Raw genomic sequence first — 17,935 nt, 5'->3', positions numbered from 1 at the left:
TTAGAAGTTAGCCTTTAATGATAGTCCGATTGACCGGGTAACTGGTAGCCCGAATGAATCAACTCCTACTCCACCCGGAGTATTGCCGGATACTTGCTCCGGATCAAACGGTGCTTTTTTATAGAAGAAGAATAAGTTTGTTCCTACCAGACTTACGGTAGCATTTTTCATATACTTTGCATTGATATCAAATGTATATGAAATGGCTGCCTGACGCAGACGAATTGTCGTTGCACTATACATGTATGCTTCATCAATACCGGTTCCGATACCTCCTGCACCCCCTGTTCTCTTATAGTAGGTCTTTGCATCCGTCAAATCCGTATAAGCCTGCCCTGCCAGAGGTGTTCCCGGAGCGTAAACCGCATTGGGTATTGATACCCCACCTGCATCTCTTGCATCAGCGCTTCTCTGGCTTACCCCATATAAATCATTGGCTTTTTCTGTCAAAGACAATACCTGTCCACCAAATTTACCATCAACAAGGAAAGAGATTCCCAGTTTACCAATATTAAATGAGTTACCAAAACCTAATATAAATTTAGGATTGGGATTACCCAAATACCCGGGCACGCCGGTTGTTGCTAATGGTGCTCCGTTTTCATCTACCAAAATACGCCCCTGATCATCTCTTTGAAATTTAACCCCATAAAGGTCTCCAAAAGATCCTCCCAATCTCATTTTTGTAAACTCACCGCCTCCTGTTAAAGAGAAAAGCTGATCTTGCGGAATACTCAATCGTGATGGAAATAATTCTACAATTTTATTTTTATTCGCTGAACCGTTTACCGTAGCATTCCATCCGAAATTTTCACCGTCAAAAACTTTGTACGATAAAGAAGATTCAAAACCTGTATTCCTAATTTTTCCTGCATTAATAAAGTATGATCCTGTCGGAAGTCCTCCCAGATTAGAAGAAATAGTTGTTTCCAGCAACTGATTGGTAGCATTTGAATCGTAATAGGTAAAATCAAAACTTAATTTGTTTTTGAACATTCTCAATTCGGTACCCGCTTCAAAAGTTTTGTTAAGCTCAGGCTTTGGAAATAAATCCTTATAATTAGGATCTGTTACAAATGAGCTCTTCGGATAAACAATAGTACCTGCATCTACTCCATACGAATATGCTTTATAATATTCAACCATCGCATTGGATGTATTTGCAGAAAGCCCCAATCCAACACTCGCATAAGAACCTCTAATTTTCCAGAAATTAATAGCTTCGGGAAGTTTAAATACTGAAGATAATATTGCATTTACCCCTACCGATTCGTAATCAAATCCACTTCTTCCTGTTAAAGACAAAGTAGAGTCCCAATCGTTTCGAAAGGTCATATCTATGTAGAACATATTTTTGTATCCTACAGATGCACTGGCAAATACTGAACGAACCTGTTTCTTTACATTCCAATATATATTGTGATATCCGTCACCTGGACTTCTGTCTACGTTCCACTGCAGATTATTTAAGGTAAACAAATTAGGATAAGCCAAATAAGCATTATCTATCTGTGTTACTTTGTTGTTGGTAGAATTCACACTTCCTCCCACTGTAAAATCTAATGAAATGGACTCACTCAGCTTAGGGCTACCAATTAGTAAAACATCACCATAGGTAGAGGAATTTTCATATACATTCTTTAGAATTCTTCCATTGGCACCCCCTGCTAATAAACTTGGTGCAGAAAATGCAGAAATCTCACGCTGGCTGTCGGAGTTACTCCAGCTATAATTTCCTCTTACCCTTGCCGTTAACCAAGGATTAATCTCATAAGATAAAGTGATGGCACTGTATGCGTTCTTGTTTTTTACCGTTACTGCATTTCTGTTTAAAATCCAATATGGGTTCTGGGTCTCCGGATTTCCTTTGAAAGTTCCATCAGGTTTGATCTCCCACCAAGCCTGAGCAGGTAATAATCTGCTTTTATTCAGGTAAGAATATTGATCCCCTGTGTATCGATCAAAATCTACACCTCTGGGCAGCCAGTATAAACTTACCAATGGGGAGAAAGACGCTCCAGGAGTTTGTCTGTTTTTACTATCCTGTATTGACCCTATAAAGTTCGCGTCTAATGTTAGTTTATCATCTAAAAACTTACTGGAATTCCTGAAGGAAAGATTATACTGATCAAAGTAAGACATGGGAATAACCCCCTTATTGGTGGTATTTCCAATGGAAAAATAATTGGTAGATTTTTCATTTCCTGACTGGAAAGAGAGGCTGTTTACCCATGTTGTTCCGGTTTGCAGAAAATCTTTCAGATAATTCTTGGAAGACCCTTTTGCTCCCCAGCTTTCAATATTATCTCCCGCAACCTGATTCGGTACGGATGGATCATAGGACAAATAGCTATGCTGCAGTTTTGGAAGACTGTATGCACGTTCTACCGTCAAACTGGTACTGTACGAGATAGAGCTTTTCCCTATCTTTCCTTTTCTTGTAGTAATCAATATCGCTCCATTACCTCCGGCAGAACCGTACAATGCAGATGCAGACGCTCCTTTCAGGAAGTTGATGCTCTCGATATCATCCGGGTTGATCGAACTCAGTACATCTCCCGGATCCGGCATATTAGCATACTGGCTTATATCGGTAGATTTTCCGGTTTGATTAATGATGGGAATCCCGTCGATCACATACAACGGCTGACTGTTGGAAACAGACTTGTTCCCTCTCATAATAACCCTTACAGAGCTTCCTACACCATTCGTTCTATTAATTTGCACATTGGAAACTTTTCCGTTGATGGAATTTAAAAGATTGGGAGTTTTCACTTCAGTCAGTTCATCTCCACCAATCTGCTGACTGGAATACGTAAGAGAGCGGGCCTGCCTTTTTATCCCCAAAGAGGTGACTACGACCTCCTGAATATCGGTTGTCTTAGTGGTGTCGGCTGCTTTTTTCTCTTGTGCATGTGCAGAAAAGGCAAAAACTAATAGAACCGGTATAACTGCTTTTCTCATAAGGTTTAGATTAGTTAGATTTAATTGAAAATCAATCACATCACTTTGAATAGTACTTGACAAACCAACACAAAAAGCTTTTAACTTTCAGCAATATTATATGGTTTATGTATCAGATAATTTAAAGTTTCGTTAAGATTTAATTCATATTGACAAATCTAAATTTTGTTAACAGTCAGATATAATACTATTTTATCATAAAACGATGTTATTTTTTCAGTGTTTTTCATTTATAAGATTTAAAATATTAAAAAACAACACCTTACACCCAATACAAACTGATACAAAAAAGAGAATTAAGCATGTTTTGAGACAAAAATAAATCCGGACCTAAGGGCCGGATACTGATGCTTAAAAAAAATTACTATTCGATTTTCTTAACCCCTTTAAACTGCTCTTTAAATTCAGTAGGAGTGGTCTTTTTGATAGATTTGAAAACTTTATTGAAATTGGCAATATTATTAAACCCGGCTTCAAAGGCAATCTCGAAAACAGTAAGATTTTTTTCCATGAGCCAACGGGCAGCATAGCTGATCCTTATTTCATTGAGGTAATTAACAAAAGTTTTTCCCGTTCTTTTCTTGATAAACCTGTTAAACGTCACGTTGCTCATATTGATCAAAGAAGAAACATCGTCCAATGTTATTTTATTCTCAAAATTCTTATGTAAAAAATCATGGACAACCTTCATTTTGTCATTATCTGCAAAGGTTTCAAGCTCTATACTATATGACGATAAAAGAATCTTATTTTCTGCCACCGCCAGTTCATTGAGAATTTTCATTATTTCTATAAAAGACTCAAAACTGTTCATCTTGGACAAATTGAGAAACGAATCTTTTAGTTTTTCAGCAGTTTCTGTAGAAAACAAAATCCCCCTGATAGAATCTTTCATGAGATTATTGATCGGTTTAAGAATATTTTTTTCCATCAGGGACTGATTGAAAAAGTCCTGATTAAACTGGACTGTGATCTCATGCGTCTTTCTGTTCTTACATTTGTGATTGGCCCAGCAATGGGGTAGATTTGGCCCGACGAGGACCAACTCTATATTTCCTATTTCCCCTGTATGGTCTCCTACCATTCTACGATATCCTTTTCCCTTATAGATAAAGTTGATCTCAATCTCCGGATGATAGTGATAAGGAAAATCAAAAGAAGCTTTGATCCTGTCAAATACCAAAAAACTGTCTTCAGGAGATAGCGGAGTTATTTCTCTCAGAATATTTTCTAGTTCGCTCATGCAGGCCGTCGTGAAAAAAGGGTTACAAATAGGTTTCGAAGTACAAATCTTTGTAAAATTGATAAAATAATATCAATGTAAAAATATATTTCTGCTTTTTTTGCAGTGAATGTATTATGGATCTCAGAAGAAATCAGGTATTACTGGAATTAATTTATCTGAAACCATGCTTTTTTGTATCTTTAAACTAAAGTTAAAGTATGCCGCAACAGCTTATTTTTGAGGATCATTATAAAAGACTGGGACTGACAACCATTTCAGAAGAAAACCTGAAAGAGTATGACGGAGACCTTTTCAGATCAGACATTAAAGTTTTTTTCATTCCTCCGGGATACGAGCTTACCATAGATTTTAAGCACTACACCACAAAACAATCATCTTTATTCTTTATTACCAACCAGCACCTGATTATTAAAAAGGGCAAGGAAGAATCTACCCTATTGCATTATAACCGTGATTTTTACTGTATTCAGATTCATGATAAAGAAGTAGCCTGTGATGGCCTCCTTTTTCATAATGTATTTGAAATTCCCTTCGTGGAGCTTAGTGAAACTGAGGCCCTCGTTATCAGAAATATACTGGCTAACATCAGAGAGGAACTTAGTGGTAATGATTCTTCTGCGGAAGAAATGATAAGGACCTATGTGAAACAGGTTATCATCCGGGCAACCCGACAGTGGAAAAGTCAGCATTTACATACTAAAACTATTCAAATTCAGGGAAATGAACTGGATATTTTCAGAGATTTCAGCAGACATCTTGAAATCCACTTCAGGGATAAGCATCATGTTGCAGAATATGCAGAACTGCTTCGTATCTCCCCCAAAACTTTAACGCATAAGTTTAAGGCCCTACATCTGGACTCTCCCAATCAGTTTATTATCAACAGAATCTTACTGGAGGCCAAAAGACTGCTGTTCTATACCGACAAACCCGTGAAAGAAATAGCCTATGATCTTGGATACGAAGATCCCGCTTACTTTAACCGGCTATTCACCAGCAAAACAGGAAGCACCCCTGCTTCTTTCAGGAAAAATTACTCTTCGGGAAAAAAGTACAACATTTAAGTCTTTTTATCTATTGAATCCGGTAAAGCACAAATATATCTTTGTAACATCAAAATCATTCATAGTAAAACAAAAAAACAAACATTATGAGACGTAACGCAACAGCCGTTTGGAACGGCACTATCAAAGAAGGTAAAGGTCACCTGACGACTCAGAGCACCACTTTAAATCAAACACAATACTCATTCAACAGCCGTTTTGCAGACGGTGTAGGAACAAATCCCGAAGAATTGCTGGCAGCAGCACATGCAGGATGCTTCACCATGAAATTAGATGCCGAACTTTCACAGGCAGGTTATAACCCGGAAGAATTGAAAACAACTTCAGTGATTACCCTCGATCCCAATATCGGAAAAATCACCAAGTCTGAATTGACACTAACAGCAAAGGTTCCGGGAATTTCAGAGGAAGAATTTCAGAAATTTGCAAAAATTGCTGAGGAAGGATGCCCGGTAAGTGCTGCCTTCAACTTTGAAATTACATTAAATGCTACACTGGAGCAATAAAAGTTTCTTTATATAAATAATTAAATCTGAGCTCTTGCAGAACTCAGATTTAATTTCAGTATAAAATATACCGATTGGTATATTTTTGTATATTTGTATCATTATTACTTAAATACTCGAAATGTCTAAGGCGGAGAAGACCAAACAACTCATCATTGAAAAAACAGCCACTTTGTTCAATACCAAAGGCTATACTTCTACATCATTATCTGACATTACGGAGATTACCGGTCTTTCGAAAGGGAGTATTTATGGAAATTTTGAAAATAAAGATCAGGTTGCGGTAGAAGCATACAAATACAATGCTGGCTTGCTGGGCAAAATAATGAGCCGCTCTTTTGGAGATCAGCATTTCAGTGCAGTGGATAAGCTTCATGCCTTTGTAGATTTTTACGAAAAAAACTGGCGTTCCGTATTTTCAAATGGGGGCTGTCCCCTGATGAATGCAGCAACAGAAGCTGATGACACCTTACCGGTTTTGAAAAAACAGGTTAAAAATTCTTTTGAATCCTGGATTGCCAAAACTTCAGCAGTTATACAAACAGGGCAGGAAAGTGGAGAGCTTCATCAAAATATCAATGCTGATGAGTATGCATCATTATTTATTATGCTTATTGAAGGAGGTATTCTACTTTCAAAAACTTTGGATGATGAAAAATTTCTTAACCAGGCACTGGATAAAATAAGAAATATGATCGACCATGAATTAACGATTCTTTCCTAAATATATATCATATGGAAACAAAAAAAGTGGCTATTGTAGGATACAGCAGAATCCCATTTGCCAGAATGAATACCGCATACACAGAACAGGGAAACCAGGAACTTTTGCTGGCAGCCCTAAACGGCCTGATAGACCGCCACCAATTGAAAGGTAAACTTCTGGGAGAAGTTGCCGGAGGCGCAGTCATCAAGCATATCTCTGAAAGCAACCTCATCAGGGAAACCGTTATGAATACCTCTCTCGATCAGGCAACGCCGGCCTGTGATCTTCAGCAGGCTTGCGACACAGGTATTGAAGCAGCGGTCTACATTGGAAATAAGATTGCTCTGGGACAGATTGAAAGCGGTATTGCCTGTGGGGTGGAAGCAATGAGCAACATGCCCTTTGAAACCTCCCCTAGATTGAGAAAAGCTTTATTGAAAGCTAACAAAGAAAAATCAGCATTGGGAAAAATAAAGCAATTGCTGGGACCAAAACTTAAAGACTGGATGCCTGTTCCCTATAAAGGACAGGAACCTAAAACCGGCCTCGTGATGGGCGGGCATACAGAAATAACGGCAAAATATTATAAGATCTCCCGTGAAGAGCAGGATACACTGGCATTGAAAAGCCATCAAAATATGGCGAAAGCTTACGATGAAGGCTTTTTTGATGATATGATTACGCCTGCTTTCGGGCTGGAAAAGGATAACAACCTTCGTCGTGATACCAGTCTCGAAAAGCTTTCACAGCTGAAACCTGCTTTTGATAAACAAAACGGAACGCTTACTGCCGGAAACTCTACCCCTTTTACGGATGGTGCTTCAGCTGTTTTATTAGCCAGTGAAGAATGGGCCAGAGCCCATAATCTTCCAGTTCTTGCTTATATTACTTTTTCTGAAGTTGCAGGAATTGAATATGTTGAAAATCAACAAAACCTGCTTCTGGCTCCTGTTTTTGCAGCAGAAAGAATGCTAAAGAAAGCGGGAATGAGCCTTGAAGACTTTGACTATTACGAAATTCATGAAGCTTTTGCAGCGCAGGTTTTAGCTACAATTAAAATCTGGGAAAATGAAGATCTCGCCAAAAGTTTCGGATTGGAAAAAGCCCTGGGCACGATAGACCGCACCAAGCTGAATGTGAAAGGAGGTAGCCTTGCAGCCGCTCATCCTTTTGCAGCAACAGGAGGAAGAATTATTGCAACCTTAGCTAAACTGCTCCATCAAAAGGGCAGCGGCAAAGGTTTTATTTCAATCTGTGCAGCACGGGGCCAGGGAGTCACCATGATTCTTGAGAAATAAGCCATAATGACCTGCATAGGCAATTATTTTCGCTATGCAATAAATAATACATCCAATTATTCGTCTCCTGAGAAAGAAAATTGATAATATTGCATGCTTAATGCAAGTGAAATATAAAAGGAGTACAATGGAGCATAGGTAAACAGGGTTTACCTTATGAAATCTAATCTATTTAAAATTAATAACTAAGTATGAAAAGAGTTGTCATTACAGGATTAGGCGCAGTGACGCCTTTGGGAAATAATGTTGAAGAATTTTGGCAAAACAGTGTTAAAGGAATTAGCGGAGCGGGATTAATCACTCATTTCGATACAGAAAAATTTAAGGTCAATTTTGCCTGTGAGATCAAAGACTTCGATCCAAAAGCCCACCTTAGCCATAACGAAATTAAAAGGAGTGACCTGTTTACCCAATATGCCTTGTATGCCTCTGCAGAAGCCATTCAGGATTCTGGGCTCGAACTGGAAAAAATGGATCCGTTCGATACCGGTGTGATCTGGGGAACAGGGCAAGGCGGAATGTGGACTTTCGAAAGCGAAGTCATGAACTTTGCTGCCGGTGATGGAACACCACGTTTCAATCCTTTTTTTGTTCCTAAGTTCATCGCCAATATGGCTTCGGGAATGATATCCATGAAGTATGGACTGCAGGGAATCAATTATACCACGGTTTCTGCTTGTGCAACAGGAAATACGGCACTGATGGATGCTTTCAATTACATCCGACTGGGAAAAGCCAAAGTCATAGTAAGCGGAGGTTCTGAAGCGGCAATCAGTCCAGCTTCCATCGGAGGTTTTTCAATCATGAAGGCAATGTCTACCAGAAACGATGATTTCGCCACAGCCAGCCGTCCCTATGATGCCGAACGAGATGGTTTTGTGATGGGAGAAGGTGCGGGAGCGCTTATCCTTGAAGAATACGAACATGCCAAAGCAAGAGGAGCAAAAATCTATGCCGAATTAGCAGGTGCAGCGATGACTGCCGATGCTTACCACATGACTGCTCCTCATCCGGAAGGCGCTGGCGCTATCAAAGCCATGCAACTGGCAGTAAAAGAAGCCGGAGCAAATATGGAAGATATCGATTATATTAATCCACATGCTACTTCAACACCATTGGGTGACCTGATTGAACTGAAGGCCATTAACAATGCTTTTAAAGGAAATAAAAATCTGGATATCAGCGCAACTAAATCCATGACGGGACATTTATTGGGTGCAGCGGGTGCCGTTGAAGCCATTCTGTCTATTAAAGCGATTCAAAATGGGATTATTCCACCAACCATTAATCTTCACAGCATTGATAACAATATTCCACAGGATATTAATATTGTTTTTGGAGAAGCAAAAGAGAAAGAAATCAATTTTGCATTGAGTAATGCTTTCGGTTTTGGAGGGCATAATGCCACTGTGGTTTTTAAGAAGTTCAGCTAATCTGAAATAAAAACATCTGTAAATCTCTGTATGATAATCATTCATGCAGAGATTTTTCGTTTTATTGAGAGATACCACAGATTTTTTCTTACTCTCGCAGACTGAGCCGATAATGCAGATTTCATCCTTTACACTCCAACACAAACATTTGCGAAATCTGTGGAATCTGCGGGAAATTATTAAGCTACCCAAGAAAATTATTATATAAGGCACAGACTTTTCTTAATCTCGCTGATTAAGCAGAAATGTAGATTTCATCATTTACCTCCAACACAAACTTCTGCGAAATCTGTGGAATCTGCGGGAGATTATTAAGCTTAATATATTCCGTCATCGGAAATGAAAAAATCATCAGCATCTTCTCCCATCGGGATATAGAGTCTTATCCATTCATTACCCTCTGTTAAATCCCAGCTATGCCCCGCTCCTTCAGTATCTTCTGCCAGAAGAATAATACCCGGTTCAATCACAAATGTCGACCCGTCCGTCACTTTAAATCTAACCTTTCCCTTAATGGTAACCACATATTGCTTTCGTGGTGCAGCATGTGTATTTTTTTCCCATTCTTCCGTTTGGTTGCTGACCCAGAATACGTTAATACCAATATGAGTAAGGGTCGGCATTTTCCCTTTTTCAAAAGCACATGAACCATCAGGATTACTTATTAATCGTATAGCGGGTACAAATCCTGTAGATTCTTTTGATGACATTGTCATATGCTGGTTATTTTTATATTCTAAACTCATAATTCTGATGGTCATTGCTGCCGGGCTTTAAAATCAGCCTACTCGGACAAAAGTATACAAAAGTTCAAAAACGCAGGTCGTCCTTACAATATATTTAAAAATAAAAAAGCAGTCACCGGGACTGCTTTTTCTTATGCTTTTAACCATTCCGAAGAGGAAAGATAGTTCTGATCAGGATAATAAATGAACAGGAGGTTTCTTCCTTTTATGGTATTAATGATTGGTTGCGTAAGTGCTCTCGGCACTGCAGGGCATCCCCAACTTCTTCCGATTCTTTTATGCATCGTTGCAAATTCATCACTTACATAATTAGCGCCATGCATTACAATAGCTCTTCTGTAAGCGGCATCATTAAATCCTTTGTCCATACCCAACAGTTTCAGAGAGTATCCGTTGTCACCCTGGTAGGTTGCATCCGTGATATAAAATCCTAAGCTGCTCTGTAACGAACTTTCCGTGTTAGAAAAATTCGTTGCAAATTCTTCGCCTGTATTCTTTCCGTGTGCCACCAATGAGTTAAACAGAACTTTCTTGTCATCCAGGTCAATTACCCAAAGTCTTTTCATGTTGGAAGACATAGAAAAATCGCAGATGGTTAATAAATGCGAATCCCCGTTAAGCAATCCTGCTTTCTTTAGATTTTCAAACCCTGTCAACGCTTTTGAAAACACTTCATAATTCAATTCATGTCCTGCTTCAAATGCAATTGATTGGTATAATGCTTCTGATGAAGATAAAACGGCTTTAGTCTTCCCAGATTCCGTGTCAGCTACTTTTACAATTTTTGTAGTATTCACATTCTTACTCTTTACCGCCACACCCGGAGAAAGATAGAATGAAGTCGTTACCATGTAAACAAGGCCTAATACGCTATAAAATCCTTTCATTCAATAATATATAATTCCAAATTAGTGGGGCAAAATTATAAAAACATAATTACCAAGGGGTTATAACTCCAAAAAGTTTAACGCTATTTAAGAAACTTTAACGGTACGCTAGCCATCTGCCTGATTATAAACCTTTTCTATTTTTTTCCAATAACTCCTATTTACCCTACTGTATAAAGGGTATACACAATGAACGGCAAGGATATCCAGTTTACTTCTTTTTTCCATCCAGCTCACAATACTTTCAGCCAACCTTTTCTCATTGAATCCCCATTCGCCTGTGGGGTTCAGCAGATTGGAAAAGAGAACAGGAAAAACTTCATCGCGGTCAATCAACTTTATTTTATTAAGATCGAAAGGGCTCTCCAGAAAGATCCTTGCCATATACCTCAAGTCTGACTCCTGAAGTTCAATGTCCAGATACAGTTCTGACAAAGCCACCCAGATCAGTTTTCGCTCTTCCAGATTCTTTTCCGTCATAAAATGTTATTAATGGTCTTATTTTTCTGAATCAGCAACAAACTCCAGGCTTACAGAATTCATGCAATATCTTAAGCCTGTAGGCTTCGGGCCGTCATCGAAAACATGTCCTAGGTGGGAATCACATCTTTTGCACAGTACCTCTACCCTATCCATTCCATAGGATTGGTCTCTTACGTAATAAACACCTTCTTTATCAGCTTCAAAGAAGCTCGGCCAGCCGCAGCTGCTCGCAAATTTTGAGGTAGAACGGAAAAGATGATGACCGCAGACCGCACAGTAATAATCTCCCACCTCATCAAATTCATTATATTTTCCTGTAAAAGCTCTCTCAGTAGCAGCCTCCCGGGCAATAGCATACAGGTCCGGAGCCAGGATTTTTTTCCATTCCTCATTAGCAATATTCAGCTTTGTTGTATCGGTTCTGGAATAATATGGATTGTTTTTTGCTTCTTTATTTTCCATAGAAGAGGTTTTAACGGGTTGATATTTCTGCGTACATGCCTGCAGAAAGGTTAATATGATGATTGAAATTAAAAATTTCATCGCAAGTTTTAATTATTTGTACTTTAACCTTTAAAGTGATACGCTAAGTAAAAAACACTCTGGTTAAAAAAATATACTCATCACTTTAGTTTATGAAAGTCTTTGATTTTTCTAAAACGTATTCAAGAGTATGTTGTAAACACTTTGACAACCAAATTTAGTAAATTTGAGAATATGAATGACGAAGCAAAAAGAAAACAACTCAGAAAATATAAAGCATTCGCCACAGGCCTGTTTGTTCTGATGGCTGTTATTTTTATCATTACCACGATTCTGCAGAAATCTAACAATTCGCATTGGATAGGCTATGTACGGGCTTTTGCTGAAGCAGCTATGGTAGGTGCTCTTGCAGACTGGTTTGCAGTAACTGCATTATTCAGGCATCCGCTTGGACTTCCGATTCCTCATACCAATCTGATTGAAAACAGCAAACAACGACTGGGAGATAACCTCGGAAGTTTTGTGGTAGGCAATTTTCTTTCACCACAAAATATACGCCCTTACATTCAAAAACTGAAGGTGTCTAATTTTGTTGGAGAATGGCTGGGCAAAGAAAAGAGCCAGGAAGTGCTCATGAAAAATCTTTCAGATATCGTACTGGATGTCCTCAACAAGCTCGATGATTCAGCGGTAAGCAGGTTTATCAGCAATAGGGTTTCTGAAATGATCGATGATATCAAACTGAATAAAGTGGTAGGAAACGGAATCAGCTATATTCTGGAGAAGAATGACCATCAGAGAATCGTGACCAACCTTTCTAAGCAGATCAAAGATTATATCATTGAAAACGATGAAATGATCAAAGACCGCGTAAAAAAGGGAAGCTATACATTCATTCCTGCTTTTGTAGATAATAAAATTGCAGATAAAATTGCAGACGGCCTTGCAGAATTCTTCAAGGAGATCGAAGAGGATCCGCAGCATGAAGTACGATCACTGATCACTAATAAAATACATGAGTTTTCTGTTGACCTGAAGGAAGACCCCAAATGGGAAGAGGAGTTTAAAACCATAAAAAACGGACTGCTGAAGAACGACAAGCTGGAAGAATACTCGAATGATATCTGGATGTCTATTAAAAAAACGCTGGTAAAAGAACTGCAGGAGGAGCATTCTGCACTGAAAACCTATCTCTCTAAAAATCTGAACGAATTTGCACAAAATTTAAAAACGGATGAAAACCTTCAGAATAAGATCGACCACTGGGTTCGGGTAACCGCATATAAATATATTCTGAAAAACACCCACCAGTTTGGGAATCTTATCAGTACAACAGTAGGAAACTGGCAGGGTAAGGAACTGAGTGAAAAACTGGAACTGGAAGTGGGAAAAGACCTGCAGTTTATCCGCGTCAACGGGACTCTGGTAGGCGGACTGGTTGGCCTGATCATTTATACCGTTGCTCACTTCTTTATCTGACAAAACTGAATCCCACATAAAAACAACCATGAAAAAAATCTTTATTTTATTATTTTCTTTAAACCTGACCTTTTTCCTCTGCCAGAAAGTAGAGCTGAAAAAAGTAACGGATTCCTCACAGATTTTCAAAGGAAACATTGCCGGAGTATCCATCACCATGCAGCTTGATTATACCGGAATTGTTGACTGCAATCAGTACCAACATTTTGTGGAAGGATGGTATTATTATGACAAATACCAAAAGAAGATTCCCCTAACGGGAGTTTATGACGAGGGTGATCTTTTCCTGTACCATTTTGGAAACAAACAAAAACAGCAGACAAAAGCATTGAAGGAAAAAATAACCTCCCCTAGATCGGTCGAAAAAACCGACAGCATTGCCCGAAAGCTAAATCCAACAGAAATTCTGAATTTTAAAAGAAATGATTCTCATAAGGACATTTCAGGAAATCTATTTCTCGGCAAAACCACTCACGAGGCTACATTATATACAAAAAACAGCATGATCTACCGGTACAACAATTATCTGATTCTTCCCAACCATAAAAAGATCAATACGTTTGACATCATCAACAGAGCGGGAGGAAACAGTCTGATATCTACGGCATCTGATGAATCCGGAAACAGAGTCTTGCTTTATTTTGAGCAGGTTTCCAACTTCAATTATTGTGGGATGTGCGGTGCCAGTGACGGAGAAAAGGGATACCGGGTATTATACTTCACCAAAGACTGGAATTATAAGAGTTACGATCAGTTCCTTACTGAAAGCTGCAGAGAAGGCATCTATGACGGGGTTGTAACCAAATCAAAAGATGCAAAAATTTTAAAATTTGCTATTAAGAAAACATCAACATCTCCGGGATACACCTTCAGTGTAGACCTCAGCAAGGCATCTGTTAAAAAGTCAAAATAAAAGAGAGCCCACTGAACTCTCCTTTTATATTTTATCTGGGCAACCTGCTTGCTCTTTTCAGAATCTCTTTATTGATATCGTTGATCAATTCCGGTCCTTCATATATAAATCCTGTATAGAGCTGCACAAGGCTCGCTCCCGCATCCAGCTTTTCAATGGCATCTTTTGCAGAATGAATACCTCCTACTCCAATGATTGGAAATGCCTTGTTGCTTTTATTAGAAAGATATTTGATCATTTTTGTACTTCTCTCACGAATAGGTTTTCCGCTTAGCCCTCCGTTTCCTATCTGTGCCAATACTTCGGGTGAGGTTTTCAGGCCTTCTCTGTTTACTGATGTATTGGAGACGATAACTCCATCAATTTTTGTTTCTGCAATAAGCGCTACAATTTCATCTAATTGATTGTTATTCAAATCTGGAGCAATTTTCAGCAGTACCGGTTTCTGTACAGATTTTGACTGGTTGATTTTCTTCACTTCCGTAATCAGTTCTCTCAGATATTCTACGTCTTCCAGCTTGGCATGGCTTCCTACATTCGGGCAGCTTACATTCAGTACAAAATAATCTACATGAGGATGAAGACCGTCGAAACAGTCCAGATAATCTTGTGTATAGTTTTCCGGGGTTGTATCTGTATTTTTTCCGATGTTCCCACCGATGATTATTTTTCCTTTATTGGATTTGAGCTTTTCTATGGCAGCTTCCAGCCCATCGTTATTGAACCCCATTCTGTTGATGATCCCGCCATCTTCTAGCAAACGGAACAATCTTTTCTTAGGATTTCCCGCCTGCGCTCTTGGAGTTACCGTACCGATTTCTACAAACCCGAAACCTAAGTCTCCCAGCTCATTGAAAAGGACTGCATTTTTATCAAAACCAGCTGCCAATCCTACAGGATTTTTAAATTTCAATCCGAAAACTTCTCTTTCCAGACGTTTGTCTTCAATAGGTTTTGGGAAAAATAATCTAGTAAGAAATCCAAAATTCTTAAGCATCGAAAAAGTAAAGTGATGTACTTCTTCGGGATCAAATTTGAAAAGAATCGGACGAATGAGTGATTTGTACATTAGAAAAAAGTTTTACAAAAGTAATCATTTTAAAATTAATGGTATTCTCCTGTTTCTCCTTGTCAAGGTTTAAAACCTTGACAAGGAGAAACAGGAGAATAGGAACTCAAATCAAACTTCATAAGATCTCCTACTCTTTTGAAGTCTTCATCTATGGTAGCATTTAGTGTAATTCTTTCGTTGGAAACAGGATGATTAAAAATCAATTGATGGGCGTGCAGCGTCATTTTGTTGATATCAAATGTTTGAAGCCACAATTTATTCTGTTTATTGCAACCGTGTTTTCTGCAACCTAAAATAGGATGCAGAATATGTTTAAAATGCTTTCTCAGCTGATGAAATCTTCCTGTTTCAGGAATTGCCTCTACCAAACAATATCTCGAAGTCTGATGTTTCAAAAAAGGTAAATCTATTTCTGAAGTCTGCAAACGACGATAGTAGGTAACTGCATTTTGCCTGACCTCATTTTCATTAATTAAATCATAATCAATGGTTTCTTCTTCTTTTGCCCAACCACGAAGAATTGCCAGATATTTCTTCTCCACCTCACGTGATGCAAACTGCTCGCTCATGATTCTAAGGGTATCTTTATCTAAAGTAAACAGCAGAACGCCCGAAGTTTTTCGGTCTAACCGGTGTACAGGAAATACTTTTTGTCCGATCTGTTTTTTCAGCTCCTGAATAGCGTAGGTATCGGCTTCTCCCGCATAAAAAGATTTATGAACCAGTAATCCGCTGGGTTTGTTGATGGCAATAATATGCTCGTCACGATAAAGAATCTCTAACATGGTGCAAAAGTAGAGATTTTCTGCTGATTCTTATTTCGGATGGGGAAACCGTACGTCTAATCGAAACCTGCCGGGACTTATACCTTTTGTCAACGCATCATGGCCAATAGCCCTGATTGCAGCGGCATCCTTTTGCAAAGCAAAAGATAGAGCGTAAAGCAGGTTCCCGGCTCCTGATTTACTGCATTATAAAAACTTCCACCTTCACGCTTCCATCTTCCCACATTTTCACTATTTTTGCACATCAGACATAAAAAAATTATGGCAAAGCAAGAAGATGTTTTCAAGAAAGTAATTTCTCACGCTAAAGAATATGGATTTATTTTCCCTTCCAGTGAGATCTATGATGGTTTATCCGCTGTTTATGATTATGGACAGAACGGGGCTGAACTTAAAAATAATATCAAACAATACTGGTGGAAGGCTATGGTACAGCTTAACGAAAATATTGTGGGTATTGATTCAGCAATCCTTATGCACCCAACGACATGGAAGGCATCGGGCCACGTAGACGCTTTCAACGATCCATTGATTGACAATAAAGATTCTAAGAAACGTTTCAGAGCAGACGTTCTGGTGGAAGATTATTGTGCTAAAATTGAAGATAAAGAGAATAAGGAAATCGAAAAAGCAGCGAAGAGATTCGGAGATGCCTTTGATAAAGCTCAATTTGAAGCTACAAATCCAAAAATCCTTGAATACAGAGCAAAAAGAGAGGCGATCCTTTCAAGATTGGCCAAATCTTTGGAAAATGAAGACCTTGCAGATGTAAAGGCCTTGATTGAAGAGCTTGAAATTGCTGATCCTGACACGGGTTCTAAAAACTGGACAGAGGTACGACAGTTCAACTTAATGTTTGGAACCAAGCTTGGGGCTTCTGCAGACAGTGCAATGGACCTTTACTTAAGACCAGAAACAGCTCAGGGTATTTTCGTCAACTACTTAAACGTTCAGAAAACTTCACGTCATAAGCTTCCTTTTGGTATTGCACAAATTGGTAAAGCATTCAGAAATGAAATTGTCGCCAGACAGTTTATCTTCAGAATGCGTGAGTTCGAACAGATGGAAATGCAGTTCTTTGTAGCACCGGGGACAGAGCTTGAATTCTACGAGCAGTGGAAGCAAAAGCGTCTGAACTGGCATTTAGCTTTAGGATTAGGTAATGATAATTACAGATTCCATGATCATGAGAAGCTGGCTCACTACGCCAATGCAGCAGCTGATATCGAGTTTAATTTCCCATTCGGTTTCAAAGAACTGGAAGGAATCCACTCAAGAACTGATTTTGACCTTAAGGCTCACGAAAAATTCTCAGGAAGAAAACTTCAGTTTTTCGATCCTGAAAGAAACGAAAACTATGTTCCTTATGTCGTAGAAACGTCGGTAGGTTTAGACAGATTGTTCCTTTCTATATTTTCACATTGCTTAAAAGACGAAGTATTGGAAGACGGTTCGGAAAGAACAGTTTTATCTTTACCTCCCGCTTTAGCTCCGATTAAAGCGGCTATTCTTCCATTGATGAAGAAAGACGGTTTAGCGGAGTATGCTGAGAATATTTTCAATGATCTTAAATATGACTTCAACCTGTTCTATGAGGAAAAAGATGCCATCGGAAAACGTTACAGAAGACAGGATGCCATCGGTACCCCTTACTGTATCACGGTAGATCACGATTCATTGACGGATCATACGGTAACCATCAGGGATAGAGATACAATGCAGCAGGAAAGAGTTCCTGTTTCAGAGTTGAGAAGAATCATTGATGAGAAGACCAACTTCAGAAATTTACTTTCTAAAATATAACCAGAAGCCCTGATTTTTCAGGGCTTCTTTATTTTTGTAAATATTTTACCGATGTATTGTAGAAATT

At 38.8% G+C, this 17,935-nt stretch carries 17 protein-coding genes; 8 read left to right on the top strand and 9 right to left on the bottom strand.

Annotated elements, in window-relative coordinates; translation table 11 throughout:
- On the bottom strand, positions 1-2,964 hold the full coding sequence (locus DRF67_RS04770; RefSeq protein WP_115927194.1) for a SusC/RagA family TonB-linked outer membrane protein: 2,964 nt from the start codon (positions 2,962-2,964) through the stop codon (positions 1-3).
- Between the two features lie 364 nt (positions 2,965-3,328).
- Entirely contained in the window at positions 3,329-4,207 is an 879-nt protein-coding gene (locus DRF67_RS04765) for an AraC family transcriptional regulator (protein ID WP_115927193.1), read from the bottom strand.
- A 200-nt stretch (positions 4,208-4,407) separates the two neighbouring features.
- Between DRF67_RS04765 and DRF67_RS04760 the strand changes: the two genes are divergently transcribed.
- From DRF67_RS04760 to fabF, 5 genes are all read left to right on the top strand, one after another.
- On the top strand, positions 4,408-5,274 hold the full coding sequence (locus DRF67_RS04760) for a helix-turn-helix domain-containing protein (protein WP_115927192.1): 867 nt from the start codon (positions 4,408-4,410) through the stop codon (positions 5,272-5,274).
- 86 nt (positions 5,275-5,360) lie between these two features.
- Entirely contained in the window at positions 5,361-5,780 is a 420-nt protein-coding gene (locus DRF67_RS04755) for an OsmC family protein (protein ID WP_077413428.1), read from the top strand.
- 121 nt (positions 5,781-5,901) lie between these two features.
- Positions 5,902-6,504: a TetR/AcrR family transcriptional regulator gene (locus DRF67_RS04750; RefSeq protein ID WP_115927191.1), complete on the top strand. Its 603-nt coding sequence runs from the start codon at positions 5,902-5,904 to the stop codon at positions 6,502-6,504.
- 11 nt (positions 6,505-6,515) lie between these two features.
- On the top strand, positions 6,516-7,784 hold the full coding sequence (locus DRF67_RS04745; protein ID WP_115927190.1) for an acetyl-CoA C-acetyltransferase: 1,269 nt from the start codon (positions 6,516-6,518) through the stop codon (positions 7,782-7,784).
- A gap of 191 nt (positions 7,785-7,975) precedes the next feature.
- The gene (fabF, locus tag DRF67_RS04740) at positions 7,976-9,217 is read left to right on the top strand and encodes a beta-ketoacyl-ACP synthase II (RefSeq protein WP_115927189.1); all 1,242 of its coding nucleotides are present in this window, start codon (positions 7,976-7,978) and stop codon (positions 9,215-9,217) included.
- 317 nt (positions 9,218-9,534) lie between these two features.
- Here the strand turns inward: fabF and DRF67_RS04735 are convergent, their stop codons facing one another.
- The 4 genes from DRF67_RS04735 to msrB all read right to left on the bottom strand — a co-directional run bounded on the left by DRF67_RS04735 (position 9,535) and on the right by msrB (position 11,795).
- Positions 9,535-9,978: a cupin domain-containing protein gene (locus DRF67_RS04735; protein WP_228435734.1), complete on the bottom strand. Its 444-nt coding sequence runs from the start codon at positions 9,976-9,978 to the stop codon at positions 9,535-9,537.
- A 116-nt stretch (positions 9,979-10,094) separates the two neighbouring features.
- Positions 10,095-10,850 (bottom strand): murein L,D-transpeptidase catalytic domain family protein, encoded by a 756-nt coding sequence (locus DRF67_RS04730; RefSeq protein ID WP_115927188.1) that lies wholly within the window; start codon positions 10,848-10,850, stop codon positions 10,095-10,097.
- A 108-nt stretch (positions 10,851-10,958) separates the two neighbouring features.
- Entirely contained in the window at positions 10,959-11,330 is a 372-nt protein-coding gene (locus DRF67_RS04725; RefSeq protein WP_115927187.1) for a DUF7079 family protein, read from the bottom strand.
- A gap of 18 nt (positions 11,331-11,348) precedes the next feature.
- Positions 11,349-11,795, bottom strand: a complete 447-nt coding sequence (gene msrB / locus DRF67_RS04720) for a peptide-methionine (R)-S-oxide reductase MsrB (protein ID WP_394337862.1) — start codon at positions 11,793-11,795, stop codon at positions 11,349-11,351.
- A gap of 255 nt (positions 11,796-12,050) precedes the next feature.
- Here msrB and DRF67_RS04715 point away from each other — a divergent pair, with 255 nt between their 5' ends.
- Both DRF67_RS04715 and DRF67_RS04710 read left to right on the top strand, forming a co-directional pair.
- Positions 12,051-13,295, top strand: a complete 1,245-nt coding sequence (locus DRF67_RS04715; protein ID WP_115927185.1) for a DUF445 domain-containing protein — start codon at positions 12,051-12,053, stop codon at positions 13,293-13,295.
- A 28-nt stretch (positions 13,296-13,323) separates the two neighbouring features.
- On the top strand, positions 13,324-14,208 hold the full coding sequence (locus DRF67_RS04710) for a hypothetical protein (RefSeq protein ID WP_115927184.1): 885 nt from the start codon (positions 13,324-13,326) through the stop codon (positions 14,206-14,208).
- Positions 14,209-14,239: 31 nt separating this feature from the next.
- Here the strand turns inward: DRF67_RS04710 and DRF67_RS04705 are convergent, their stop codons facing one another.
- The 3 genes from DRF67_RS04705 to DRF67_RS21465 all read right to left on the bottom strand — a co-directional run bounded on the left by DRF67_RS04705 (position 14,240) and on the right by DRF67_RS21465 (position 16,310).
- Positions 14,240-15,277: a quinone-dependent dihydroorotate dehydrogenase gene (locus tag DRF67_RS04705; RefSeq protein ID WP_115927183.1), complete on the bottom strand. Its 1,038-nt coding sequence runs from the start codon at positions 15,275-15,277 to the stop codon at positions 14,240-14,242.
- Between the two features lie 62 nt (positions 15,278-15,339).
- The gene (locus DRF67_RS04700) at positions 15,340-16,065 is read right to left on the bottom strand and encodes a pseudouridine synthase (protein ID WP_115927182.1); all 726 of its coding nucleotides are present in this window, start codon (positions 16,063-16,065) and stop codon (positions 15,340-15,342) included.
- An 89-nt stretch (positions 16,066-16,154) separates the two neighbouring features.
- Positions 16,155-16,310, bottom strand: coding sequence for a hypothetical protein (locus DRF67_RS21465; RefSeq protein ID WP_165851744.1), 156 nt, complete (start codon positions 16,308-16,310; stop codon positions 16,155-16,157).
- Positions 16,311-16,326: 16 nt separating this feature from the next.
- Between DRF67_RS21465 and DRF67_RS04695 the strand changes: the two genes are divergently transcribed.
- Positions 16,327-17,868: a glycine--tRNA ligase gene (locus DRF67_RS04695; RefSeq protein WP_115927181.1), complete on the top strand. Its 1,542-nt coding sequence runs from the start codon at positions 16,327-16,329 to the stop codon at positions 17,866-17,868.
- Positions 17,869-17,935: the final 67 nt, after the last annotated feature.

The organism is Chryseobacterium pennipullorum (assembly GCF_003384725.1).
Lineage (GTDB): Bacteria > Bacteroidota > Bacteroidia > Flavobacteriales > Weeksellaceae > Chryseobacterium > Chryseobacterium pennipullorum.
This window is presented reverse-complemented; position numbering and strand designations above follow the sequence as displayed.